Annotated in this window: 23 protein-coding genes; 15 read left to right on the plus strand and 8 right to left on the minus strand. The window is 43.4% G+C overall.

The features are described from left to right. Window positions 1-356: 356 nt before the first annotated feature. On the plus strand, window positions 357-1,058 hold the full coding sequence (locus ACKLNH_RS17315; RefSeq protein WP_413113517.1) for an aspartate/glutamate racemase family protein: 702 nt from the start codon (window positions 357-359) through the stop codon (window positions 1,056-1,058). 137 nt (window positions 1,059-1,195) lie between these two features. Here the strand turns inward: ACKLNH_RS17315 and ACKLNH_RS17320 are convergent, their stop codons facing one another. Both ACKLNH_RS17320 and ACKLNH_RS17325 read right to left on the minus strand, forming a co-directional pair. Next, on the minus strand, window positions 1,196-1,591 hold the full coding sequence (locus ACKLNH_RS17320; RefSeq protein WP_413113518.1) for an ACT domain-containing protein: 396 nt from the start codon (window positions 1,589-1,591) through the stop codon (window positions 1,196-1,198). 33 nt (window positions 1,592-1,624) lie between these two features. Further along, on the minus strand, window positions 1,625-2,548 hold the full coding sequence (locus ACKLNH_RS17325; RefSeq protein WP_413113519.1) for an arginase family protein: 924 nt from the start codon (window positions 2,546-2,548) through the stop codon (window positions 1,625-1,627). 175 nt (window positions 2,549-2,723) lie between these two features. On the opposite strand from ACKLNH_RS17325, the gene ACKLNH_RS17330 reads away from it, so the two are divergent. Next, window positions 2,724-4,118: a methyl-accepting chemotaxis protein gene (locus ACKLNH_RS17330; protein WP_413113520.1), complete on the plus strand. Its 1,395-nt coding sequence runs from the start codon at window positions 2,724-2,726 to the stop codon at window positions 4,116-4,118. 71 nt (window positions 4,119-4,189) lie between these two features. On the opposite strand, the gene ACKLNH_RS17335 is transcribed toward ACKLNH_RS17330, so the two are convergent. The 4 genes from ACKLNH_RS17335 to ACKLNH_RS17350 form a co-directional block, all read right to left on the minus strand. Further along, complete coding sequence (locus tag ACKLNH_RS17335) at window positions 4,190-4,624, minus strand: hypothetical protein (RefSeq protein WP_413113521.1); 435 nt, start codon at window positions 4,622-4,624, stop codon at window positions 4,190-4,192. Between the two features lie 19 nt (window positions 4,625-4,643). Continuing rightward, window positions 4,644-5,492 (minus strand): alpha/beta hydrolase family protein, encoded by an 849-nt coding sequence (locus tag ACKLNH_RS17340; RefSeq protein ID WP_413113522.1) that lies wholly within the window; start codon window positions 5,490-5,492, stop codon window positions 4,644-4,646. Between the two features lie 390 nt (window positions 5,493-5,882). After that, entirely contained in the window at window positions 5,883-7,961 is a 2,079-nt protein-coding gene (locus ACKLNH_RS17345) for a hybrid sensor histidine kinase/response regulator (RefSeq protein ID WP_413113523.1), read from the minus strand. A 25-nt stretch (window positions 7,962-7,986) separates the two neighbouring features. Further along, complete coding sequence (locus ACKLNH_RS17350) at window positions 7,987-9,189, minus strand: FIST signal transduction protein (protein WP_413113524.1); 1,203 nt, start codon at window positions 9,187-9,189, stop codon at window positions 7,987-7,989. Between the two features lie 125 nt (window positions 9,190-9,314). Here ACKLNH_RS17350 and ACKLNH_RS17355 point away from each other — a divergent pair, with 125 nt between their 5' ends. Next, window positions 9,315-9,929, plus strand: coding sequence for a hypothetical protein (locus ACKLNH_RS17355; protein ID WP_413113525.1), 615 nt, complete (start codon window positions 9,315-9,317; stop codon window positions 9,927-9,929). A 2-nt stretch (window positions 9,930-9,931) separates the two neighbouring features. Here the strand turns inward: ACKLNH_RS17355 and ACKLNH_RS17360 are convergent, their stop codons facing one another. Further along, complete coding sequence (locus tag ACKLNH_RS17360; RefSeq protein ID WP_413113526.1) at window positions 9,932-10,198, minus strand: hypothetical protein; 267 nt, start codon at window positions 10,196-10,198, stop codon at window positions 9,932-9,934. Between the two features lie 432 nt (window positions 10,199-10,630). Here ACKLNH_RS17360 and ccoN point away from each other — a divergent pair, with 432 nt between their 5' ends. The 10 genes from ccoN (at window position 10,631) to uspE (ending at window position 19,647) form a co-directional block, all read left to right on the plus strand. Beyond that, window positions 10,631-12,055 carry a cytochrome-c oxidase, cbb3-type subunit I gene (gene ccoN / locus ACKLNH_RS17365; RefSeq protein WP_413113527.1) on the plus strand — a complete coding sequence of 475 codons (1,425 nt, stop codon included), beginning with the start codon at window positions 10,631-10,633 and terminating at the stop codon, window positions 12,053-12,055. Between the two features lie 10 nt (window positions 12,056-12,065). Then, the gene (ccoO, locus tag ACKLNH_RS17370) at window positions 12,066-12,722 is read left to right on the plus strand and encodes a cytochrome-c oxidase, cbb3-type subunit II (protein WP_413113528.1); all 657 of its coding nucleotides are present in this window, start codon (window positions 12,066-12,068) and stop codon (window positions 12,720-12,722) included. Window positions 12,723-12,733: 11 nt separating this feature from the next. After that, window positions 12,734-12,916: a cbb3-type cytochrome oxidase subunit 3 gene (locus tag ACKLNH_RS17375; protein WP_413113529.1), complete on the plus strand. Its 183-nt coding sequence runs from the start codon at window positions 12,734-12,736 to the stop codon at window positions 12,914-12,916. Between the two features lie 3 nt (window positions 12,917-12,919). Beyond that, window positions 12,920-13,900, plus strand: coding sequence for a cytochrome-c oxidase, cbb3-type subunit III (ccoP, locus tag ACKLNH_RS17380; protein WP_413113530.1), 981 nt, complete (start codon window positions 12,920-12,922; stop codon window positions 13,898-13,900). Window positions 13,901-14,023: 123 nt separating this feature from the next. After that, window positions 14,024-14,506, plus strand: coding sequence for a FixH family protein (locus ACKLNH_RS17385; RefSeq protein ID WP_413113531.1), 483 nt, complete (start codon window positions 14,024-14,026; stop codon window positions 14,504-14,506). Continuing rightward, window positions 14,507-16,867: a heavy metal translocating P-type ATPase gene (locus tag ACKLNH_RS17390; protein WP_413113532.1), complete on the plus strand. Its 2,361-nt coding sequence runs from the start codon at window positions 14,507-14,509 to the stop codon at window positions 16,865-16,867. Further along, window positions 16,867-17,061, plus strand: a complete 195-nt coding sequence (gene ccoS, locus ACKLNH_RS17395) for a cbb3-type cytochrome oxidase assembly protein CcoS (protein WP_413113533.1) — start codon at window positions 16,867-16,869, stop codon at window positions 17,059-17,061. Before ACKLNH_RS17390 ends, ccoS begins: the two co-directional genes overlap by 1 nt. Further along, the gene (locus ACKLNH_RS17400; RefSeq protein ID WP_413113534.1) at window positions 17,058-17,732 is read left to right on the plus strand and encodes a sulfite exporter TauE/SafE family protein; all 675 of its coding nucleotides are present in this window, start codon (window positions 17,058-17,060) and stop codon (window positions 17,730-17,732) included. Before ccoS ends, ACKLNH_RS17400 begins: the two co-directional genes overlap by 4 nt. Before the next feature lie 67 nt (window positions 17,733-17,799). After that, window positions 17,800-18,552 (plus strand): fumarate/nitrate reduction transcriptional regulator Fnr, encoded by a 753-nt coding sequence (fnr, locus tag ACKLNH_RS17405; protein ID WP_413113535.1) that lies wholly within the window; start codon window positions 17,800-17,802, stop codon window positions 18,550-18,552. A 150-nt stretch (window positions 18,553-18,702) separates the two neighbouring features. Beyond that, the gene (gene uspE / locus ACKLNH_RS17410; protein WP_413113536.1) at window positions 18,703-19,647 is read left to right on the plus strand and encodes a universal stress protein UspE; all 945 of its coding nucleotides are present in this window, start codon (window positions 18,703-18,705) and stop codon (window positions 19,645-19,647) included. Between the two features lie 68 nt (window positions 19,648-19,715). Here uspE and ttcA read toward each other — a convergent pair whose 3' ends face one another. Then, the gene (gene ttcA / locus ACKLNH_RS17415; protein WP_413113579.1) at window positions 19,716-20,609 is read right to left on the minus strand and encodes a tRNA 2-thiocytidine(32) synthetase TtcA; all 894 of its coding nucleotides are present in this window, start codon (window positions 20,607-20,609) and stop codon (window positions 19,716-19,718) included. A gap of 208 nt (window positions 20,610-20,817) precedes the next feature. Here ttcA and ACKLNH_RS17420 point away from each other — a divergent pair, with 208 nt between their 5' ends. Both ACKLNH_RS17420 and ACKLNH_RS17425 read left to right on the plus strand, forming a co-directional pair. Further along, window positions 20,818-22,299, plus strand: coding sequence for a carboxypeptidase M32 (locus tag ACKLNH_RS17420; RefSeq protein ID WP_413113580.1), 1,482 nt, complete (start codon window positions 20,818-20,820; stop codon window positions 22,297-22,299). Between the two features lie 301 nt (window positions 22,300-22,600). Further along, on the plus strand, window positions 22,601-24,205 hold the full coding sequence (locus tag ACKLNH_RS17425; protein ID WP_413113537.1) for an ABC-F family ATPase: 1,605 nt from the start codon (window positions 22,601-22,603) through the stop codon (window positions 24,203-24,205). The last annotated feature ends 368 nt before the right edge of the window (window positions 24,206-24,573 follow it).

Consider the following 24,573-nt stretch of genomic DNA (forward strand, 5'->3'; position numbering starts at 1 on the left):
TCCGCAGCAAGAAAGCCCCGAAACGCACGGCCCAGCAGCGGGCTATCAGGCAGCTCGAAGCCATCAACCCGGTACTCATTCACTCGGAACAATTCAAAGCCAGCAACAGGAAAAAGCCATGACATCCCTACTCCACAGCCACTTATTAGCAATGATGAACTACCTTAAAAAGAGACAGTTTTAACTGGGAAAACTCACTGACATTTTAAAATGGGATAAACAAATGGTGTTAGTCCTATAGACAATAATTGTCTAGCTTGAAACATGGCTAAATGTTGGAAATGATTAGTGCGAAGTGATAATAATGGAGTATGTAAATTATTGATTAAGAATAAATTTGAGTTGCGGAGTATAAGATGAAAACAATTGGCATGCTAGGTGGCATGAGCTGGGAATCAACCGCTAGCTATTATAAAGCAATCAATGAAGCGGTTAAGTCTGAACTTGGTGGTTTACATTCTGCCAAAATTTGTTTGTATAGCGTCGATTTCAACGAAATCGAAAAGTTACAGCATGCAGGAGAATGGAATGAAACAGCACAGATTTTAGCGAATGCTGCTAAGTCAGTTGAAGCTGGCGGCGCCGATTTTTTGCTCATTTGTACCAACACAATGCATAAGGTCGTACCGGAGATTGAAGCTGAAATATCCATTCCCATCTTGCATATTGCTGATGCGACAGCCGAAAAGTTGCTTGCCGACGGTGTTAAAAATGTCGGGCTACTGGGGACACGATTCACAATGGAACAGGATTTCTATAAAGGCCGCTTAGTTGAGAAGTTTGATATCAATGTGGTTGTCCCCACTACCGATGATCAGACCATTATTCACGACATCATTTATGATGAATTGTGCCAAGGAATTATTCGCGTCGAATCAAGAGACGCGTATTTGAGTATTGTCGAGCGGTTACATGAACAAGGTGCTGAAGCGGTGATACTTGGGTGTACTGAAATCGCCCTACTTATCCAGCAACAATACACTCAAGTACCGTTATACGATACAACTGAGATACATGCAGCCAAGGCGGTTCAACGAGCAATCGCGAAAGAATATTAATATTAGACCAATGTCGTAAGGACAATCTGAGAATAACGACTACCTTTAATATTGTATTCCCTTGCAAAATTTGGCGACTTACTCATTTATAGTCATACCTTAATGAGTAAGTCGCATTTTTTATGCATTGCACAGTGTTAATCCATTAATTCAGTCAATGTCGCTAATGCTAACTCTGCGTTATCGATTGGAACAAAAATATGATCATGGTAATACGCAGCAATGACATTGGCACTGATCTGCTTTGATGCTAGTTTGCTAGAAACTGCCGCCGTTAAACCAACCGCATTAAGGCTAGAGTGAACTGACAGTGTAATTTGCTTAAATACACCATCGTAATGCAAGTTCGCATCGCTTGCGATCTCCTTATGTAGGACCAGCGTCAGCCCTTCCGCTTCAATAAAGCTAGCGATAGGATTTAGATGCAAATACTGAGTTAACTCCCCTGTTACGGTACAAAATACATATTCCCCTTGTTGTAGCGTGGGTAGCAAAGCGCGTAGCATTTCATCTAACTGATTGATTCCCGACATGTAACACCCTCTTTCTCGCGGGTCCGATATTGGTTATTGATAAAAGCCCCACACTGCATCAATCAACTTTATCATGAGCTCTTTAGATATGCCCTTTTTGTCTAATGCAGGTAGATATTCGACAAACTCAGCACCAATAAATTTGTTACTGGCTGCAATAGTACGCACCAAGTGAAGCGCTTCTCTTGCTGTTAAGCCGCCAACGTTGGGCGTTGCGCAAGCCCTGAATATGCTGCCATCTAATACATCATAATCAAACGAGAGATAGATATGATCATACTCCAGCTCTAACTTGGTCATTAAATCATCCACCGCTTGATTAAAACCCCGCTGTTCAATATAGGGAAAGTCGTAATTGGTAATTCCGTTCTCTTGGATGAGATCAAATTCATTGCGCATTAAATCTCGTACGCCAACATAGTAAATGTCTTGCGGGTTAAGGCAATTGTTTACGGGAATTTGCCAACCGTTGTGCGGATATTTGTTCATCATTATCGCTAACGGCTTGCCGTGTAAGTTGCTGACTAAGCTAGTATTGCAATCCGCGTGGGCGTCGACCCAAATGACCGCCACTTTCTTACCCCGCTCTTTTTGATGGTACTCCAGCACCGCTTGCAATGTTCCCACTGCGATGGAATGATCACCACCCAGAGTAACGGGTATACGTCCGTTACGGTAGCTGCTTAATAGTTCATGCTTTAGTTCATTGGCATATTGACGTAGGGCTTGATCTTTTTCTTCGTTGTCTAGTAGCTGCTGTACTTCTTTCGTTATACCCACATCACCGACATCTGTAATATCGGCGTGCCAACGGCTGTTCCTTACATCAATCCATTCAGACAATCCAAGCCACGTTGAGCGGTCTAATTGTCGGAGCGCATTAACCGTACTTTCTTTGGTACAAATGCGGCCCAATTGGTTAAGTGGTGCGCCAATAATGTCGAAGCGTCTCGTCAAAATTTTCTCTCCTCTCTATCAGTGATGATAACTAAACAGACTGTTTCCATTCTCTTACACATTTATGTGACGTACGCCCAAATGCGCGTTACACAATCAAGTTAATTAACGTTAGAATCGGCATGCGTATTACTAATGCGTATACATATATTTAAAAAAATCGTGGAATATGGTTATGAAAGAAGTCAGCTTTCGATGGATCGATCGATATCTCATTCATCTAAATTTTCAGCAAAAATTTTATTTGCTCCTCACACTGCCGATTATCGGTATCTTGGTAACAGCATACATCCTATTCAGCGCCGCGAGCTATCAACGCGATGCGTTGGTCACTAGCCAGATAGACACCATTGCAACGGTATTTGAAGTACAGCAAACAACAGAACAAGAAGCACGCCAACTGCTGTCGTCCAGTGCCGTTTCAGTAGGACCAGGTGAAAACCAACGCGCTGTTAATGGCTTCTATATTTCATCGCAGCCAACATCACATCTATTGGGTTATCTTAAGACCAGCTCGATGATTATTTCGTTGCTAACCCTATGCATGATTTTTTTAATCTTGTACTACATTATGACTTTTATCGGTGGTGCGATGTACGTTACACATCAGGCGCTACAGAGACTTGTTGATGGAGATTTAGTCAGCCGGCTAAATTTTATTCCAGTAAATGATGAGTTCAGCACCATCGCAGTCACGATTGATCGCGTTGCAGAACGAGAACAAAAACTGGTACAAGCCAGCCAAAAAACTACTGCGCTTATTCAGCAATTAAGTAGTCAGCTAAAGCAGAATAGCTTGAATTCAGAACAGATGACGGATACCCAATGTCAACATTTAGACTCACTTGGTAGCGCGTCCGAAGAGATGGCTTCGTCAATTCACCAAGTCGCTCAGCATGCATCAACCACATCAACCGATACGAAAGCAGCGCACGAGATGACAGTGAGTGGCAGAAATAAGGTCGGTGAGACGCAATCTGCGATTCAGCAGTTGAGTTCAGATATTAACCTCGCTTCTCGCGCAGTAACAAACCTCGATCAAAATGCATCACGAATTGATGAAGTGGTAGCGACCATCAACGGTATCTCCGAGCAAACCAATTTACTCGCGTTAAATGCAGCTATCGAAGCGGCACGAGCAGGAGAACAAGGGCGCGGTTTTGCTGTAGTTGCAGACGAAGTGCGGACGCTTGCAGGCCGAACGCAAGATGCAACCGTTGAAATTCAGCAGATGATTGAAGCACTGCAAAATGACAGCAAATCGTTGCTGGCTGTGATGGATAAAACCGTGCAATGTGCCGAAGGCAGCGAGTCACTAATTTCGGCGGTGGGACAGGAAATATCAGATATCGCAGAAAAAAATCAATACATCGCCGATAGAAGCATAGAAATTGCCACAGCTGCTAAGCAGCAAGGAACCGTCGCTGATGATATCGCTTCTAGCGTCGAGCAAGTTAAACAGCAGGCAACGCATATTGGAGCACTGATTGCTGCGTCTTCTCAAGAGATAGAACAATTGAATCAGCAAGCCGAAGGATTAGAGTCTTTAATGGCACCGCTACGCGTTTAGTGTAAATATTTTATCAGCGCCTCGTTGTTACGGGGCGCTCGTTTAAAAAAGAGTATTAACTACCGCTCTGTTCAAGACACTCTTTCTAGATACCAAGTTCCTCGGCATGGGCCGTTAGTAATGTGCCAGCTTCCTACTATCTGGTTATTGTTGGCAATCGCAGAGAAACGATAGTCCCAAAGACGATGGTTCGCATATAGTACCAATTCACCCTTTTCCGACACCCACCCTTGTAGCTGACTGTTGTTGTATGTAAGAGTAATAAGCGCTTTACCGTCTTCAATACTTCCGGTGATCGTCGTACGTTTGCATAGGCTGCTTTCAGTCATGTTGATACGCCTACCCTCCCACAGCCCATCAAATCGGGTGGTAACGTTAAAAACGGGTGATTCTGGCAGTTGCGGAAAAGTGCCCGTGTTATTACGACCAAATAGATCGAATTTACTCCCGAACACAATGACGAATATCGTACCAATGACGAGAGCTATTGCGATGTAATTTCTCATTGCTTTGCTATGTTATTACTTATTTTCCGATGATTAATTTATTATCAATCAGGTAACTATCTAAGGTTTCTTGCCATTTATCGGGGTAATCACCTAGCAGATGACCGTTCACGCTTCCTAAATCAAAGGCTTTAAAACTGCCCTGCCCGCCAGCAGAAAGAAACGCGTCATAATTTTGTCTTGAATGCCCTAATGAATAAAATGAGTCATTTCGACCGTACAGCCATAACGACGGAGCAGTATACTTTGCCCCCATCCGAGACAAGCTGCCATTTATAGTTTCTGCGCTATAGCAGTTCTCTGATATCCATCCACCAACAAAGTTAAGTACGCCTTTTACTTTCTCTGGATGCCTTCCCGCGTATGCAATACTTAAAATGCCTCCACGTGAGATACCGCCAATAACAACATGCTGGGCATCTACAAACGGCATAGCTCGAATCACATCTATTGCTGCATCTATATCGCTCAACGCTCTCTCTGCACCGGCTAATGATAGGTCCTGGTTGCAGGTATAACCTTGTTCGCGGTCTTCAGAAAAACCTTCATCATACATCCCTTCTGAACGACCTCGCCCTCTTCGCATCGGTATAACCACTGCCCAATTCTTAGCAAGAAAGTAGTCGACCAGTGCTTCAAAATAGTTAACCTTAGACGTGAAGAGATACGGATCTCGACCATAACCTGTTGAACCATGATTAAGTACCACTGTGGGTAGTGGTGATAGGGCTTGTTTCGGCTTATGTATTATGAATTCTAATTTAACGGGTTGATTATCGAGGGTGACTGGAACCAAAACCGTTTCCTCTGCCGACGCAGCAGGAAATGCCAAAAAAAAGAGACAACATGATATCCAGTGTTTTACCATTATTAGTATACTCCCTTTTAATATAATGAATAAATGCGGTCTCTAAAATAGCCTTAAGGTATAGCAAGCCACGAATGACAGCACTTATTAAGTTCGCCAACAGAAATGACTGTGGGACATTTAAAACCATGGCTACCGCAGCGCAAGTAAGCACGACTCTTACCTGCTAATAAATACGGACAATTATTAATTTCAGATTCAAGCTTAAAGCAAAAAGTGTCAACACCTTTGAATTATTCAGTACGACGAAGAGCCTTTTTTGCGATAAAGAACTCACATGCTTGACGATTTGCCTCGGTTGGTTGCGACCAAGCGCCACATAAATCAGATAGGTTGCCTTTATTCTTAATAAACTGTCTGCACTGGCCACACTTTTCCATTATATTCCCACTATTGTTTTGTTGGTGTTTGATACTTCTGTAGCATTTGGCTCATTGCACTAGCTCTAATTGGCTTGGCCAAAAAGTCGGTCATTCCACATTCAATACAAGCAGCACGATCTGATTCCATTACATTGGCCGTTGTTGCGATAATTGGCGTTGTAATACCGCCTTGACGCAACAACGTTGTGGCTTGATAGCCGTCCATGACTGGCATAGAGACATCCATTAAGATCACATCGAAATTTTTGTTCTGTTGCAGTACCATTTCGACCGCTTTCTCGCCATGTTCAGCCACTTCAACTTTATGGCCTTGCTTTTGAAGCATCAGTTTCGCGATCATTTGGTTTGCTTTACTGTCTTCTACCACCAAAACCGATAGAGAGGCTTTCTGTTTTAACTGTTGGGCCTCAATCACGGCACATGGCGATGAACATCGCTCGATAGGCATAGTAATAGTAAAACGACTTCCTACACCTAGCTTACTTTGAAGTTCGATGCACCCATTAAGCTTTTCAATAAGCAGTTGGCTAATCGCTAAGCCAAGCCCCGTTCCACCGTACTTTCGTGTAATTGAACCGTCTGCCTGTACAAATGGATTAAATAGATGTTGTTGTGACTCTTCGGCGATACCGATACCGGTATCCGAAATTGTAATGTTTAACTCATCGAGTTCTGCGGTTACATTGACAGAAATATGGCCTTGTTCGGTAAATTTAATCGCATTACCCACCAAATTAAATAATATTTGGCTAAAGCGATTTTTATCACCAACAATCCAGTCAGGTGTGTCATCAGAGACAAATACGTCAAAAATGAGCCCTTTTTTCTCGGCCTGTGGTTTAAGGTGGCCTGAAATAAAGCTGATACACTCCCTTAAGTTCATTGGCTCTAAGTATATTTCGATATTCCCAGCTTCAATTTTTGATAGGTCTAGAATATCGTTAATAATATTAAGTAAGAGGTGCGCAGATTGGTCCATCTGTTTAAGCCATGAGGTTTGCTCATTCGTCAGTGTCGAGTCCATTAACACGTCCATTAGCCCCATCACTCCATTCAATGGCGTGCGTATTTCATGACTCATCATAGCAAGAAATTGCGATTTAGCATTGTTAGCTAAATCAGCCTGTAAGCGTGCTTTCGTTATCTCTTCAATATGTTGCCGTCTTGAGGTAATGTCTTTGGCAATACCTCGAAAGCCTAGTAGGTACCCGTTACTATCGTAAAAAGGCTTTCCGCTTAATGCGAACCAGCGTGAGCCATCATCTTGTACCAGTTGGCATTCAAATTCATCAAATGCGCTGACACTAGCAAGAATTGCTTGCAGCGCTCGCTTTTTGTTCTCGCCACTGATGATGTCAAAAAGCCCAGTATTACTAACTCTACGCGTTTCTACATTTGGTGTGGATAAATAAGTAAAGCTGTAGTTTGTATCCACTTCCCAAAACCAGTCACCCGCGGTACGCGCAAAATCTTTAAATCGTAAGCGACTCTTAATGAGTTCTTGTGTTCGTGCCGTAACTAAAGCTTGCAGTCGCTCACGATAATCGATATCGATAATTGTTCGTTCGAGAAGCGGCCTGAACCGCTCAATAACTTTTCGGCATCCTGCGGTAAACGCATTCGGTTTACTGTGGGCAAAAATAAGAACCGCATCTCCAGAGCTAACAGTAACACCAGTGAGCAAGGCTGAACTCACATAAGACTGTAAGTGCGCAGGCAGCACACTAAACTCAGAGGTTAGCGCCGGGTTATACAAAGCAATTGATGCACCGTTTGTGGCTCGGTCAAACAACTCTCCCGCGCGCCACTCAATATCAGAAAACACCGCGTTTGTTGACACTAATTCGCTAAACGTCTGAAACCCACTCTCTCGGCTTAGCACCAGTGCAGTTTCGAAGTTCACATAACGACCAATGACCTCCAATAAACTGTTAAATACTTGCAATTTATCATTGGCTTCTGCCATAGCAGCAATACCTGCAAGAATTGCGGTATTTTCATCTTTTAGTCGTTTTTCCCTTTGCTGACTACGGTGCAGTTCAACTAAAGTCTCTTGCAGCTTTTCGGAATTAAAATAAGTATCCATCTGGTCTCATGTGGGTAGTCAACGACTATGATGCGCTTACAGTTTCAGAGTAAAATAGAACAGCTGAAATCATCAAGTTTCCGTGAGCGTTCTCGCCTCCAAGAAACTGTCCTTGCTCTCCGTAGGTGAAAGCGCAACTAAATGGTTTCTGATGCATGGCATTGTACATAAAACCCCGCACGTCGGGCATGCTTTCTTTCACCTGAAGCATGCATCCAGCACAATATATTGCAATACCGCCAATAGGGTTGATGTATTGCTGCGAACTTAGCTCCATTGCTGAATCAATTACCCGACCAGCACGTTTAATTAAACGCTCCCGGGTGCCCGCCATGAAATAAACTCTATCACTTTGCTCTATATAGGAAAAAAGCTTAATTCCTTGTCGCGGTGTTACTCCATAAGGATGGGATAGCTTGAAGTAAGCAGTACCGTTAATTTCGCCCGCGACACGACCCAGCGGGTTCATGCTTGCTAAAGAGAAAAAGTCGTCATCTGATTTGGCTTCAGAGCCGACACTCTTTAACCAGCCTTGATAAAGCTCAGCCGCGGGACGACCGTCCAGTTCAATAATCTCTCTTCCTTCAACTTTCGTAGCGATGGCACTTGTTCCAGTGCTTGCGTAGCCTGAATGAAAAGAGAGGCTTACTTCACAACTAGGATAAAAAACAGCGATAGAGATCCCATGATTAATGCATTTATCATTGGCGAAAATAGACCAATCGCCTCTAACCTTGTTATCAGCAGCACTCCCGCCCACTATTGGCACCGACGGTCCGATAATACTCTGAATACCGGCAATCACCCCCTCTTCGTGGCCTGGTGTTGCATGTAACAAAACCAGTGCTGGCAGTTCTCCTTTGCGCTGACTGCTCTCTATTGCAGACTTAATACACTCCTGCGCATCTGAATAGGCACTATTGTATGTGCCATTTGTGACCGCCGTCCCATAAGCACCATTTTTATCTTCAACAGCCCACAACACCAATGCATTTTCTGGATAAAATCCAGCATCACACATGGCACCTTGGCATGATGTACAACCCAAAATTTGTGCATCTGGAAATGAAGCTTGAATAACTTGCTTTACTTGCTCTGAATCATGGCTAATGGTGAAGTATACCAATAGCATTTCGGGCTGTGATATTTGAGCACTTAGCTGTTCAATACTTTCCGTTAGCGCTGTGTGTGTATTAGTATTATTCGAACCGGCTGTCGCTATATACATAGGTATTCATCAATATATTGTTGTAATTCGCACTACAATTATAAATGAAGTCGCTTATTCTAGCGAACGTCATTTGTTGTAATTATCGCTACCGAACACGCATTTTTAAAATTTGGTTGTAAGTCATGACAAAACAAAAAAAAGTACTCTTAATAAATGGCACTTCTCATGAAGGTATCGAGTGCGGGAAAGCGTTAGCTGATAGTGGCTATATACCTATAGTGGTAGACAGCAATCTTGAGGCTGGATATAAATTGGTCGAAGCAGAGCCTCGGATACGTTTTCAACATGCAGGCCTACACTCTCCTCATGCATACTCAGACCTGCTAAATATCCTCCCTAGCTATTTATCACCTTTTGATCACGTTGTTTTCTTCTGCTCAACACAGAGCGGACAAGGTTCTCAAGTCAGCATGTTCGAGTCAGAAAATTGGGATAGCCTGTCTAAAGCACTACTTATTAGTCCACTTTCTTTTATAAATAGCGTTAATTTAAACAAGGAAGTTAAATCTCTTATTCTTGTTGCAGATACGATTAGTTCCGACTTCTCCCTATCCCACCCTTTACTCAATTCATTATGCAGTTTTGTTTCTACTCAAGCCCTGCAAAATAGCTACTCGTTTCGTATAAACAGTGTGGAATATCACAGTGGAAATACAGCGCCTATTGATATTGCGAATATGTGCCTATCCATCATCAATGGCGCGGCGAGCTTTAACGGGAAACGCGTCCAAATTTAACCTTATTGTAGTGTCAGTCGGTAATGAACAGTCATGTTTTGGATTTCGACCTCAATCGGTAATGGTTCATCATCAATTAAAATATGCCACGTTCTTTTCTGGTTATCCAACTTCGTCGCGTCTAAAACGGTATCGTCGAATAAAAATGATAACGGTTCGACGTCGTCGGAAAAGGTAATTGCGAGCTTGATTCCTGTTGCTGATTCACCGCCGGTTGGCAGAAGCGCCACTGTCAACTGATTGGTGTCACACGTTTCTTGCTCTAGCAAACACCTAACCTTAATAGTCCGTGTTTGGTCTTGACCTTGGTTTTGTGTGTGTTGATATGTTCGCCAAATAAAAGCTGTACATAAAACAGATAACATGACGATTATTTGAATAAACCGTCCTTTGGTTAATTTTTCCGCAGGCATCATTCCCCCTATTGCTTGCTACATAGCTCAAACTTTTTAAAAAATGTTGCGTATCCGTAAATAGAATGTGGCGTTATGGGTGTCACTCATTCACGTTCTCAAGTATTATACATATTGTTACAGTGTGTTACGTGTTTGTGTGCATGTGCGGTTGAGTATCGAAAGCTCACTCGTCAGCTCAATTATATCTGTTTCATGCGCATAAGCCTGACCATTTTTACGTTCTGTGCAAGTTTTTCGAACAGGGAAACGTTGTGTAGTTGATAAATTAAAGTGGAAGCAAGCAAAATGAATCAAACAGCACAGCTTGATCAAAACTACAACTATACCGTGGTTCGTCAATTCACCTTAGCAACGATACTTTGGGGAATTGTAGGCATGGCGGTAGGGGTTCTCATTGCGGCACAGTTGCGCTGGCCGGAGTTAAACTTTGATATACCATGGCTAACTTATAGCCGGTTACGGCCACTACACACCAACGCGGTTATCTTCGCTTTTGGCACCAGCGCACTTTTTGCCACCTCTTATTATGTTGTCCAGCGAACATGCCAAACGCGTTTATTTGGTGGTCCGTTAGTTGCGTTTACCTTTTGGGGTTGGCAAGCCATTATCTTAGCCGCAGCAATAACTCTGCCTTTAGGGATGACCTCTGGTAAAGAGTATGCAGAGCTTGAGTGGCCAATAGATATTGCCATCGCTTTAGTGTGGGTCTCATATGCCATCGTCTTCTTCGGTACTTTGTTCATACGGCGAACCTCTCATATCTATGTAGCCAATTGGTTCTTCGGCGCATTTATTCTTACGGTCGCAGTCTTGCATATTGTTAATAGCATGGCCTACCCGCTAAGCCTGACGAAATCATATTCTGTCTACTCTGGTGCCGTTGATGCCATGATTCAATGGTGGTATGGGCATAATGCCGTAGGTTTCCTGCTCACCGCTGGGTTCTTGGGAATGATGTACTATTTTGTTCCTAAGCAGGCTGGGCGGCCTGTCTACTCTTATCGCCTCTCCATTGTTCACTTTTGGGCTTTAGTTTCTTTGTATATTTGGGCTGGTCCGCACCACCTTCACTACACAGCGCTTCCAGATTGGACTCAGTCATTGGGCATGGTGATGTCGCTTGTTTTATTCGCCCCCTCATGGGGAGGCATGATAAACGGAATCATGACCCTGTCCGGTGCGTGGCATAAACTGCGCTACGATCCTATTTTGCGTTTTCTTATCGTTTCTTTGTCTTTCTACGGTATGTCTACTTTCGAAGGGCCAATGATGTCGATCAAGACTGTTAATGCACTTTCCCACTACACCGATTGGACCGTAGGTCATGTTCACTCCGGCGCATTGGGTTGGGTCGCAATGGTATCAATTGGGTCTGTCTATCACTTAGTTCCCAAACTATGGGGTCAAGAAAGAATGTACTCAATTAAATTAATCAACGTTCATTTTTGGCTCTCGACCATTGGCACGGTGCTCTATATTGTTGCGATGTGGATTTCAGGCGTAATGCAAGGGCTAATGTGGCGTGCGGTCAATACCGATGGTACGTTAACCTACAGTTTCGTTGAGTCGCTACAGGCGTCATACCCATTCTATCTCGTTCGTTTTATCGGTGGCTTCATTTTCCTTGCTGGTATGGTGTTGATGGCTTACAACACATACAAAACGATCGTAGCGCCAAAAGCCAGCTTAAAAGTCGCTGAACAGGTTTAAGGAGCTAACGATGAGTACAAACAATAAGAATCGTCATGACATTATAGAGCGCAACGTTGGTCTTCTTGCTGTCTTAATCATTGTTGCGATTAGCTTTGGTGCCTTAGTAGAGATCATTCCATTAATGTTCCAAAAGCAAACAACAGAACCTGTGACCAATTTACGTCGTTATACTGCGCTTGAAATGGAAGGGCGAGACGTTTATATCCGTGAAGGCTGTAACGTTTGCCATAGCCAAATGATTCGCCCATTTCGTTCAGAAACGGAACGCTATGGGCATTATTCGGTAGCCGGAGAAAGTGTTTGGGAGCACCCATTTTTATGGGGTTCAAAACGGACAGGGCCAGATCTGGCTCGCGTTGGCGGCCGTTATTCGGACGACTGGCACCGCGTTCATTTAATCGACCCACGTGCTGTTGTGCCTGAATCTAATATGCCGGGTTTTCCTTGGTTAGAAGAAAATCAGTTAGATGGTGAATTAACGGGTAAAAAACTGGCAATATTCAATACGCTAACCAAAGGAAGTTGGCATGTTGATGACGCTGGTAACCCAATACCGCTTTACTCGGATGACTATATTGCAGGCGCAACAGATGAAGTGAAAGGTAAAACAGAAATGGATGCCTTAATTGCTTATCTTCAGTCGCTTGGCCATGCAATGCAATAGGGAGAGAAAATATGGATATCGGAACAATTCATGGTATTTGGACGCTCACTCTATTTGTTAGTTTCATCGGAATTGTATTGTGGGCATATAGCAAGCGACGTAACTCAGCGTTTAAGGAAGCTGCAAACTTGATCTTCGACGATGAAGAACAGCACCGTATGAGCAACTCGACGGATAGCACAAGGAGAGGATAGCCCATGACGACGTTTTGGAGCTTATGGATAACAGTAATTACGATATTTTCGTTAGTCGGAGTGGCTGGGTTACTCTATTGGTGTACTAAAGACACGATGGGAGTAGAAGAAGGCGAAGACATGGGCCACGAATATGATGGGATCAGGGAAATTAATAATCCCTTACCTAAATGGTGGTCATATATGTTTTGGGGCACCATCGCCTTTGCCATTATTTATCTACTTCTCTTTCCTGGTCTTGGTGCTTGGAAGGGCTTACTCGAGTGGCGAAGCTCTGACCAAAATGTTCAAACAGTGGAAGAGTCTAAGCAATCTGTTTTAGACGCTCAACGTGATAAGCGACCAGATCAGTATGCAAAGGAGCTGGACAACGCTAACGACTATTTTGGTGCAGTATTTAAAAAACTCGCCTATGCCGACAATGGCCGTGCTTATCGTCATCTCGAAGAGATAGCACGAGATGATGAAGCGATTAAAGTCGGTCAGCGCCTGTATTTGCAAAACTGTGCCCAGTGTCATGGCTCTGATGCACGCGGTCAAATAGGCTTCCCTAATTTGACAGACAATGCCTGGTTGTACGGTGGTGAAGCAGAAACGATTAAACAAACCCTGATGCATGGTCGCATTGGGCAGATGCCTGGTTGGTTAGATGCGTTCGGTGAAGATGGCGTTCAAGAAGTAGTAAGCTATGTGTTAAGCCTTTCTGGGCGAAAAGTAAACACGAAAGAAGCTCAAGCCGGTCAAACTCGCTTTGTTGTCTGCGCAGCGTGTCATGGCACCGATGGTAAAGGCAACCCAGCATTTGGTGCGCCTGACTTAACCGATGCTATATGGCTATATGGCGACTCGCGTGACAGTGTAATTCAGACCATAGCACATGGTCGTCAAGGTGTGATGCCAGCATGGGAAAATATTCTAGGCGAAGATAAAGTTCATCTTATTTCTGCTTATGTGTGGCAGCTAAGTAATCAAGCACAAGAATAAATGCACCCTTTAGGTCAAAATAATGTTATGCGTAGTTTAAATTCTTTGACCGCGACGCTACAAAGATGTTTCAAGCCCCTGTAATATGGGGCTTGTTTTGTATTTATAGGGAAGTAGTTATTCATGAAGAAGGCATGGTATAAGCAATTTTGGCCTTGGTTTTTAATCGCCCTTCCAGCATCTGCCGTTATTGGGTCTTTAACAACAGTCTCTATCTTTGCAAAGAACAAAGTATCGCTGGTGGCAGAAGATTATTACAAGAAAGGAAAAGCCGTTAATTTAGATTTGTCACGCATCGAACTTGCCCAACAATCCGGCATTAATGCTCTGCTTACTTTCGAGAATCAACAAGGTGAAATCCTTTTCAATCAGGGTGAGCTCGCCGTTTTGCCTTCTCTGCGGATCACATTTAGCCATCGTACATTGCCTGACCAAGATTTTGACCTGCTAATAACGCCGGATGCTTCCGGTATATATAGATTTAATACGACAGCAGTAATAAACGGCCCTTGGTTCATAGAAGTTGAGCCTTTTGATCGGTCGTGGTTGCTGTCTAAAAAAGTAACGTTGCCAATTCAGGGCGCTTGGCTACTAGAGGGAAACTAGATGGATGTAGGCTGCTATCATTGTGGTGAAATAGTACCAACAACAAGCCATTTTTCGCTGTCAATCTTAGGCAAGGAACGGCAGATGTGTTGTCCTGGTTGCCTCGCCGTAGCCGAAACGATCGTTAATAGCGGGCTTACATCTTACTATGAGTACCGAACTGAAAAAGCAGAAAAAGTCGATATTGTTCCAGACGAAATAAAACAATTACATCATTACGATTTACAAGAAGTGCAAAACGATTTTGTTATTCAGGACGATGACACTAGCGAGGTGACGTTGTCACTAGAGGGTGTCACTTGTGCTGCTTGCGCATGGTTGATTGAAAATCAATTAATGTCTATTGAAGGGGTTAAAAGTATTCTTGTCAACACGACAACTCACCGAGCGCGTATACGATGGAATAATGACCATGTAGCGTTAAGCGCGTTACTGCAATCCATTACTCAGCTGGGCTATAATGCGGCCCCCTTTTCTGCCGACGAGCAAGAACTATACTATCAGCGCTCTGTAAAACAGTACCTCTACCGTATAGGTATTGCGGGTCTTGCTACAATGCAAGTAATGATGCTGGCTGTGGCACTTTACTTTGAAGTCTTCTCGGATCTTGATGCTGAGTTTAGATACTATTTTCGCTGGGTTAGCCTTATTTTTGCAACCCCTGTCCTACTCTATTCTGCTTTACCGTTTTACCTTAATGCGTGGCGGAACATTAAGGCATATCACCTTGGTATGGATGTGCCAGTTTCACTGGCTTTATTGTTAGCCTATGGTGCCAGTTTAGTTGCAACGGTGACTGGCCGCGGTGAAGTCTTCTTCGAGTCTGTTTCAATGTTTACCTTCTTTTTACTCGTAGGCCGATTTTTAGAGATGAGGGCAAGACATCAAGCAGCAACGGCCAGTGCCAATCTATTAAAACTGATCCCGACCCTAGCACGGAAAGTGAGTGGTGAGCAGATACTGGCCAAGCTGGTTAAAACGGGCGATCGTTTATTGCTACATCCCGGAGAAACCGTGCCAGCCGATGGCATTATCGTAACGGGTTTCTCCGAATTTGATGAATCGATGCTAAGTGGCGAATCGATGCCAGTAAGTAAATGTGCTGGCGAAAAAGTGTTCGCTGGTACAATTAACGGCGCTGGAAATATCGAACTGGAAGTTAGCTGTGAATCAAAATATTCGATGATTAATACCATCGTCAGATTGCAAGACGAAGCGCAATTGTCTAAACCACAACTGGCAAAGTTCGCTGATACCGTCGCTCGCTATTTTGTCATGGCTATCTTGATAATATCTGCTGCAACATGGATTTATTGGCATCAACATCGCCCCGATGACGCCTTTTGGATTATGCTCTCAGTACTCGTCGCCACCTGCCCTTGTGCACTATCTCTTGCAACCCCTACCGCTTTAACGTGTAGCACCTCGCAATTAAGCAAATGTGGCATTCTCATTCGTAAAGGCCATGTGATTGAAACACTGAGTAAAGTTAACCACCTTATTGTCGATAAAACCGGTACGTTAACTGAAGGTAAAGTAAAATTAGTACGCACAACCGTGCGAGGTGATTGGGATGAGAACACGGTATTAAAGATTGCTGCCAGTTTGGAGTCATTTACGAGCCACCCCATCGCCGATGCCTTTTTGCCATGGAGAAATACCGACTACATTTTTAGCGAGGCTACCAATAGGATTGGGCATGGCCTTCATGGCATTTTAGAGGGTAAAACTTGGAAAATAGGCACTTGGCAATTTGTTTCGTCAGGAGAATCGCCCGATAAATCAGTACAAGTATGGCTGAGTTGCGACAATGAGGTCGTCGCCGGATTTCACTTAAGCGATCCAATTCGTGCATCAAGCCCTGCTCTAATACAAAATGCTTACCAAAATACTATGCGCGTTACTATGTTAACTGGTGATCGTTCAGACACTGCACAACAAGTCGCGACAACACTTGGCATAAAAGAGCTGCGTAGTGGTAATTCGCCTAGTGATAAGCTAGCTTATCTTTCATCCCTCAGTAGTGACGCTGTCACGCTGATGGTCGGCGATGGTGTGAATGATGCCCCTGTACTGGCTGGAGCCCATCTTTCTGTTGCTATGGGCAGTGGCACTGACGTCGCTAAGTCTTCTGCAGATTTGGTTTTGCTCGGCGATGACCTAACCAAACTACTGCATGCAAAAGAGGTGGCTAAGCACACTTATCGTATTATCCGACAAAATTTATCATGGGCGCTGGGTTATAACGTCGTAATTTTACCATTGGCGGTATCCGGCCTTGTTGCCCCCTATATTGCGGTGCTCGGTATGTCTGTTAGTTCGTTAATCGTAGTCAGTAACTCACTGAGGTTAATGAAGTAATGGAAAGTCTCTATCTGCTAATCCCTATCGCCATTTTGCTGGTTTGTGTTGCTGTGGCGATCTTCATATGGGCAGTTAAATCTGACCAATTCGATGACCTTGAGCGTCAAGGTTACTCTATTCTCCTCGATGATTTGCCGAAGAAAAAGAAAACAGATGACAATAAAAGTGCAATAAAAGGAAACAAGCGATGAATGCAGATTGGCTAGCAGCATTCAGTATTGGTTTAGTCGGTGCTGGGCACTGTCTGGGGATGTGTGGCGGCATCGCTTCCGTAATAACAGTAGGGATAAACCCTGATAAACAGCGCTTGCGTTGGCTCTATTTGCTGTTTTATAACGTAGGTCGTATTCTGTCTTATGGCTTAATTGGTGGTTTATTTGGAGGCGTAATTGCAGCCATTTCTCATCTAACATCGGCATATATGGTGTTAGCTAGCCTGCGCTTTGGAGCTGGAATTCTTATGCTCTTATTAGCTCTATATATTGGTGAATGGTGGAAAGGTTTAGTCTACATTGAACAAATAGGGCAAAAAATTTGGCAACCTATTGCTCCTTACGCAAGCAGACTATTACCGTTAAATAGCCCTATTGCAGCGCTGCCTTTTGGTTTTTTATGGGGGTGGCTACCTTGTGGTTTGGTCTATTCTACCCTTAGTCTTGCCGCCGTTAGTGCTAATAGCTTTTCTGGTGCAATGACGATGATTGCATTTGGCATGGGTACCCTGCCAGCAATGCTTCTTATTGGCGGTGCTGCGGGTCAATTTCATATGCTATTGAAAAATAAAGCATTTAAGCAAGTCACGGGGCTGCTTCTACTCGCTTACGGTTTACACACTTGCTTTATCGCGGTTCGAATGCTGTAAAAAAATAGTCATCTGCTATTTGATTGTGGTAAAATTTTGACTTAAATCAAATTGGTAATGCAGGCTTATGATTTCAGACAAACTCTCTACCAAACGTATTCAATCGGGCGGTTGTGCCATCCATTGTCAGGATTGTAGTATCAGTCAGCTATGTATCCCTTTTACGCTCAATGAGTCAGAGTTAGATCAACTAGACCAAATCATTGAGAGGAAAAAGCCAATCCAAAAGGGGCAAGAGCTTTTCAAGGCAGGAACTGAACTAAAATCACTCTATGCTATTCGTTCTGGTACAATCAAAAGTTACACCATCACAGAGCAAGGTGATGAACAGATAACCGCATTTCATTTAGCGGGTGACCTTGTCGGTTTTGATGCAATTACAGATATGTCGCATCCAAGCTTCGCACAAGCTCTTGAAACATCTATGGTTTGTGAAATACCTTTTGAAATCCTAGATGATTTATCTGGAAAAATGCCCAAGCTACGCCAGCAAATAATGCGCCTTATGAGTAATGAAATCAAAGGTGACCAAGAAATGATCTTATTGCTATCGAAAAAGAACGCAGAAGAGCGTCTTGCTGCCTTTTTGTACAACCTTTCTACTCGCTTTTCTCAACGAGGCTTTTCGCCACGCGAGTTCCGTTTGACAATGACTCGAGGCGATATCGGTAACTACTTAGGTTTAACCGTTGAAACCATCAGCCGGCTACTAGGACGCTTCCAGAAATCGGGGATGTTATCAGTGAAAGGTAAATATATTACTATTAACGATCATGATGAACTTGCTCGTTTGGCAGGTAACTCTCGCGACGGTGAATAAGTCTCACTAACCTGTTGCCAATCATAATGAAAAGTGACCTAGACGTTTTGCGTGAGGTCACTTTTCTTATCTAAACTCGGCCTAATATTCCCCCTTATCTTATTATTTGCGTTAAAGTAATTCTATACGGTTTAACGTAAGGATTTAGATATGGGCAAGTTTAATAAGATCTTAGTAGTTATTGACCCCGCGTCAGATCATCAGCCTGCACTTTCCCGAGCACTTCAGTTATCAGAGCGTTGCCCTAATACGGAAATAACACTGTTTCTCGCGATCTATGACTTTTCATATGAAATGACCTCCATGTTATCTGCGGACGAAAGGAAAGCAATGCGCACAGGCGTCATTCATCAGCGAGAAGCGTGGCTTAACGAGGTGATTGAAGAGCCGGTATCAAAAGGACAGAACATTAAACTGAACGTGGTTTGGCATAACCGTCCTTATGAAGCCATTGTTGTTGAGGTAATAACGCAAGATTATGACTTAGTTATTAAAGCTACTCACAAACATGACACACTCGGCTCCATCATTTTTACCCCCACTGACTGGCACCTATTACGCAAGTGCCCTTGCCCCGTGTTGATGGTTAAAGAGCACAGTTGGCCAGAAAATAGCAAAATAATTGCGGCAGTAAATCTTGCGTCAGAGGACGAAGCACACGAACAGTTAAACGATAAAATCGTGAAAGAAGCGCAGGGCTTTGCTGACATGTTGAATAGCGAAACCATTTTACTCAACGCTTACCCATCGACACCAGTGAACATTACGATTGAATTACCAGAGTTTGACCCTGCCTCTTATACAGATGCAGTTAGAGGGCATCATCTCACGGCAATGAAAGCTCTAAGACAAAAACATGGTATCGATGATGAATCAACGCGAGTAGAGGAAGGGTTAGCTGAAGATATCATTCCAGCGGTCGCAAAAGAGTTAGATGCTGAATTGGTTATTCTCGGCACGACCGGACGCACAGGTCTCTCAGCCATTTTTATCGGCAATACCGCTGAGCATACTATCGACAAGTTAGATTGTGATTTGCTCGCACTGAAACCAGAAGGCTATATTAGCCCACTGGATCCTCGGCATCATAAGTAACGGGTAATGTAATGAGCTACGACGGAAAAAGCCCTGAAAATCAGGGCTTTTTTCATAAGGCGTGTTGTCTATATATGTGTTACATCGATAAAAAGCGATTCATCTATATTGGTTGACGATACCGTCGCTTCGTTAAATTCGTACTCTTTTCGCTCACCATCACGATCAAGAGGCAAATTCACAAAATCAAATGCCTCTTTATCCGCTAACTGGCTTGGACTGACATTCTGAATAGACTTAAAGATGTTCTCTACACGGCCCGGTGTTTTCTTATCCCACTCAATCAACATTGCTTTAATAGCTTGGCGCTGCAAGTTTTCTTGTGAACCACAAAGGTTACAAGGAATAATTGGGAAATTCTTATGCTCTGCGTATTTAATCAGATCTTTCTCACGACAATAGGTCAGTGGGCGAATAACCACATTACGACCATCATCAGAACGTAATTTCGGTGGCATCGCTTTTAAACGAGCGCCATGAAACATATTTAAGAACAGTGTTTCTACGATGTCATCTAAATGATGACCTAACGCAATTTTTGTTGCACCAATTTTTTCTGCGAATGAATACAAGGTGCCACGTCGTAAACGAGAACACAAACCACAGGTCGTCTTTCCTTCTGGTACTTTCTCTTTAACTACTGAATATGTATCTTTATCAATAATATAATAAGGGATACCTAGCGTTTTAAAGTACTCTGGCAAAATATGATCAGGAAAGCCAGGCTGCTTTTGATCAAGATTAACTGCAACAACATCAAATTTAATCGGCGCAGCCTTTTGTAGACTGAGCAAGATGTCCAACATCGCAAATGAGTCTTTCCCCCCACTGATGCAAGCCATTACAACATCATTTTCCTCAATCATGTTGTAATCAATGATGGCGTTTCCAACATTTCTTCGCAAACGCTTTTGAAGCTTGTTGAATTCGAGTACTTCTTTTCTGTTATCTTGATCTTTCATCGTCATCTTTTACATCATTTGTTAGACAAATCAGCGTTTGCTGGTAGTTCGGGGCGCTGATTATACGTTGTTTTGCACCAATAAACACTACACGTTTGCGCTATCCTGCTTTTTCACAGCAGAGCCTAACACTTATAGCGATTTATCTGTCAAAAGCGTCGGCAACTGCCCTATAATTCAGCAATATAGAATGTCACTCTGGGGTCGTATTATGTCGTATCTTAAGCTTTGCCAACATTTTGTTAGGCTGTCACATTTTCAGCACCTGGGCGCCATCTGTGGTTGGGATCAGGCTGCTATCATGCCAGTAGGTGGACAAGAAGCTCGCGCGAATGCGATGGCTGAACTTGCGACGCTACAACACCAACTATTAAATGATCTCTCTTTACCTGAATGGTTTCAAGCGGCGAGCGATGAAATGCTAACGGAAAATGAAGCGATCAGTTTGCGGGAAATGAAACGCGTTTGGCAACAAGCGACAATACTTCCCGAGTCTTTAGTGCAAGCGAAATCACTCGCTGGGTCTCGCTGTGAACATGCTTGGCGTCAGCAACGAGTTGAGAATGACTGGACTGGTTTTAAACACAATTTAGAACAGGTCGTTTCCTTGTCTCGCGAAGAAGCACAGTATCGTGCAGACATTGCTAACACGACGCCCTATAACGCAATGCTCGACCTCTACGAACCGGGGATGACTACCACAAAAATTGACGCTCTATTTGATGACATAAAAAGCTGGCTGCCTGAGCTTATTCAACAAGCTAGCGATAATCAAGGTGCTCATCTACCACAAACACCCACAGGCCCGTTTAGTATTAATAAGCAAAAGCAACTTGGCTTAGAAATTATGGGGTGGCTTGGCTTCGATTTTGATCGTGGTCGGTTAGATACGAGTGTCCACCCATTTTGTGGCGGTGTACCTAGCGATGTCCGTATTACGACCCGTTACGATGAAAACGACTTTACTTCGACGTTAATGGGCGTGATTCATGAAACGGGACATGCTCGTTACGAACAAGGTCTACCTAAAGCATGGGCCGGCTTACCCGTTGGGGAAGCCCGTTCTATGGGGATACATGAATCGCAAAGCCTGTTTTTTGAAATGCAGCTATCCCGTCACCCTGATTTTATCGCTCGACTCGCGCCAAAAATAAAACAACATTTCCATCGCGAGAACGACCCGGCACTCTCAGCTGCAAACCTAGTGCGCTTAAATAACCAAATTTCACCTGGGTTGATACGTGTAGATGCCGATGAAGTCACTTATCCTGCTCACATTATTCTACGCTATGAAATTGAAAAAGCACTGATTGAGGGTGCCATCGAAGTGGCAGATCTACCTGATGTGTGGGACCAAAAAATGCAAGCGTATTTAGGGATTTCAACGGCTGGTGATTATAGAAACGGTTGTATGCAAGATATTCACTGGACCGACGGCAGTTTTGGCTATTTCCCAAGCTACACGCTTGGCGCCATGTATGCGGCACAATTTATGGCGGCAATGAAGAAGACCGTCGATGTTGACTCTGTGATTCGCAGTGGCAACCTCTCCCCTATTTTTACATGGTTATCAGACAATATTTGGAGTAAAGGTAGCTTGTTATCAACCGATGAGTTAGTGAAGCATGCCACTGGTGAGACACTAAATGCGCAGTTTTTCCAAGAGCATTTAAGAAGTCGCTATTTGTAGTCAAAAAGCTAAACAAGTGCAGCAATCGCTGCTCTTGTTTAGCTTGTCAATACAATATCATCTACCGTCATTAGGCCTTCTGACTTTCATCTGGTTGGACGTTTGGGTCTGAATCCACTTATGCTCTGGTAAACGACTAGATATAAACTCTCTATTCCCACCATTTGTGATCAGCATCTCACAACTATCATTTTCTCAATATATCTGTATAATCCCCCGCCTATTCAATTTCGCTTTCATTTCTGATGATATCGTCTCGCCCGCGAAGCGATTAACCAACTTCTATACTAGGAATACTTCTTTGATTTCAACCGCAAACATCACAATGCAATTCGGCGCAGAGCCATTATTCGAAAACATTTCAGCTAAGTTCGGTAACGGTAATCGTTACGGCTTAATTGGCGCCAATGGATGTGGTAAATCAACGTTCATGAAGATCCTAAGCGGTGCGCTAACACCCAGCTCTGGAAATGTATCAATTACACCAGGACTAAAGCTCGGTGTACTAAGCCAAGATCAGTTCGCATTCGAAGAATACAGTGTGATTGATGCGGTTATCATGGGTGACAAGAAACTCTGGGAAGTAAAAAAAGAGCGTGATCGTATCTACTCATTGCCAGAAATGAGTGAAGAAGATGGCATGCAAGTTGCCGAGCTAGAAACCGAATTTGCGGAAATGGACGGTTATACCGCCGAGAGTCGCGCTGGTGATATTTTGTTGCAAGCCGGTATTGAGGAAGAGTTCCATTTTGGTCTAATGCAACAAGTCGCGCCAGGTTGGAAATTACGTGTGTTATTGGCTCAGGCACTGTTCGCAAATCCAGATATCTTGTTACTCGATGAACCAACCAACAACTTGGATATTCATACGATTAGTTGGTTAGCTGAAGAACTTAATAAGCGTAAGTGCACCATGATAATCATCTCGCACGATAGGCACTTCTTAAACTCTGTGTGTACGCACATGGCAGACATCGACTACGGTGAACTACGCATTTATCCTGGTAACTATGAGTATTTCTTAGAGGCTTCTGGCCTTATCCGTGAACAGCTATTAGCATCAAATGCTAAAAAAGAAGCAGAAATTAACGAGCTACAAGACTTTGTTAACCGTTTCGGTGCGAACGCTTCGAAAGCTAAGCAAGCCAGTTCACGAGCGAAACGCATGGATAAAATTAAGCTCGATGAAGTAAAAGCAACCAGTCGTATCAGCCCGTCTATTGATTTTGGTGAGGGTAAAAAACTCCATCGTCAGGCGTTAGAACTACAAGATTTAAGCCATGGGTTTGATGGCGAGATTCTATTTGAAAAAGGTAATTTACTGCTTGAAGCAGGCAAACGTCTGGCGGTAATCGGTGAAAATGGTGTAGGTAAAACCACCCTACTACGCTGCCTTGTGAATGAGCTAGAGCAAACCCACGGTGTGGTTAAGTGGTCTGAAAATGCCTCTATTGGCTATTGCCCGCAAGACAGTTCGGCCGATTTTGATAATGACTTAACCATATTCGACTGGATTTCTCAGTGGCGTACCACAAAACATGACGATTTGATGGTGCGCGGTATCTTAGGTCGTTTGTTGTTCACTGCTGATGATGCCAACAAGTTAGCGCGTAACTGTTCTGGTGGTGAAAAAAACCGTCTGTTGTTTGGCAAGTTAATGATGCAAGACATCAATGTGCTTGTTATGGATGAACCCACTAACCATATGGATATGGAAGCCATTGAAGCGTTAAACAATGCGCTTAAGAACTACCAAGGTACGTTGATTTTCGTTAGTCATGACCGTGAGTTTGTCTCTTCGCTTGCAACTGAAATTATTGATGTTAAAGATAAACAGCTTATCAACTTCCAAGGAACGTATGATGAGTATCTTGCCCACCAAAAAAAGATGTTAGCAACAGCATAAATTTGCCACGCTTTTACTGACAACAGTGCAGTGTGTTGTTACTAACACATTCGCCAGCAGCCAGCTTAGTTATACTAAGCTGGCACATTAAGTTTGCCTATCTTCGTCGAACTGAAATGAAACCACAAAACCTCTCATACTCTATTTCATAATGCTCAAATTCAACCATTACACCACTTGTATTCTATCGATCACTTTATTCACAAAATTAACTGTCATGCTTTGAGAGCAAAAATCTAAATCGGATATCATGGTACAATCAACGTCTCGCATGACCACCGCACAGTGTGTTCAACATCTTGCCTTGATGACTATGATAGCTTTCGATGTTTGGCATTCTTAATGCTATTATCTTCGCCTTAAATACT

It is taken from the genome of Thaumasiovibrio clandestinus, from assembly GCF_047250365.1.
GTDB lineage: Bacteria > Pseudomonadota > Gammaproteobacteria > Enterobacterales > Vibrionaceae > Thaumasiovibrio.

Bases quoted from the DNA above. Each gene is read 5' to 3' on its own strand.
- ACKLNH_RS17315 (WP_413113517.1), top strand. From the start codon at position 357: ATGAAAACAATTGGCATGCTAGGTGGCATGAGCTGGGAATCAACCGCT.
- ACKLNH_RS17320 (WP_413113518.1), bottom strand. From the start codon at position 1,591: ATGTCGGGAATCAATCAGTTAGATGAAATGCTACGCGCTTTGCTACCC.
- ACKLNH_RS17330 (WP_413113520.1), top strand. From the start codon at position 2,724: ATGAAAGAAGTCAGCTTTCGATGGATCGATCGATATCTCATTCATCTA.
- ACKLNH_RS17335 (WP_413113521.1), bottom strand. From the start codon at position 4,624: ATGAGAAATTACATCGCAATAGCTCTCGTCATTGGTACGATATTCGTC.
- ACKLNH_RS17340 (WP_413113522.1), bottom strand. From the start codon at position 5,492: ATGGTAAAACACTGGATATCATGTTGTCTCTTTTTTTTGGCATTTCCT.
- ACKLNH_RS17345 (WP_413113523.1), bottom strand. From the start codon at position 7,961: ATGGATACTTATTTTAATTCCGAAAAGCTGCAAGAGACTTTAGTTGAA.
- ACKLNH_RS17350 (WP_413113524.1), bottom strand. From the start codon at position 9,189: ATGTATATAGCGACAGCCGGTTCGAATAATACTAATACACACACAGCG.
- ACKLNH_RS17355 (WP_413113525.1), top strand. From the start codon at position 9,315: ATGACAAAACAAAAAAAAGTACTCTTAATAAATGGCACTTCTCATGAA.
- ccoN (WP_413113527.1), top strand. From the start codon at position 10,631: ATGAATCAAACAGCACAGCTTGATCAAAACTACAACTATACCGTGGTT.
- ccoO (WP_413113528.1), top strand. From the start codon at position 12,066: ATGAGTACAAACAATAAGAATCGTCATGACATTATAGAGCGCAACGTT.
- ACKLNH_RS17375 (WP_413113529.1), top strand. From the start codon at position 12,734: ATGGATATCGGAACAATTCATGGTATTTGGACGCTCACTCTATTTGTT.
- ccoP (WP_413113530.1), top strand. From the start codon at position 12,920: ATGACGACGTTTTGGAGCTTATGGATAACAGTAATTACGATATTTTCG.
- ACKLNH_RS17385 (WP_413113531.1), top strand. From the start codon at position 14,024: ATGAAGAAGGCATGGTATAAGCAATTTTGGCCTTGGTTTTTAATCGCC.
- ACKLNH_RS17390 (WP_413113532.1), top strand. From the start codon at position 14,507: ATGGATGTAGGCTGCTATCATTGTGGTGAAATAGTACCAACAACAAGC.
- ccoS (WP_413113533.1), top strand. From the start codon at position 16,867: ATGGAAAGTCTCTATCTGCTAATCCCTATCGCCATTTTGCTGGTTTGT.
- ACKLNH_RS17400 (WP_413113534.1), top strand. From the start codon at position 17,058: ATGAATGCAGATTGGCTAGCAGCATTCAGTATTGGTTTAGTCGGTGCT.
- fnr (WP_413113535.1), top strand. From the start codon at position 17,800: ATGATTTCAGACAAACTCTCTACCAAACGTATTCAATCGGGCGGTTGT.
- uspE (WP_413113536.1), top strand. From the start codon at position 18,703: ATGGGCAAGTTTAATAAGATCTTAGTAGTTATTGACCCCGCGTCAGAT.
- ttcA (WP_413113579.1), bottom strand. From the start codon at position 20,609: ATGAAAGATCAAGATAACAGAAAAGAAGTACTCGAATTCAACAAGCTT.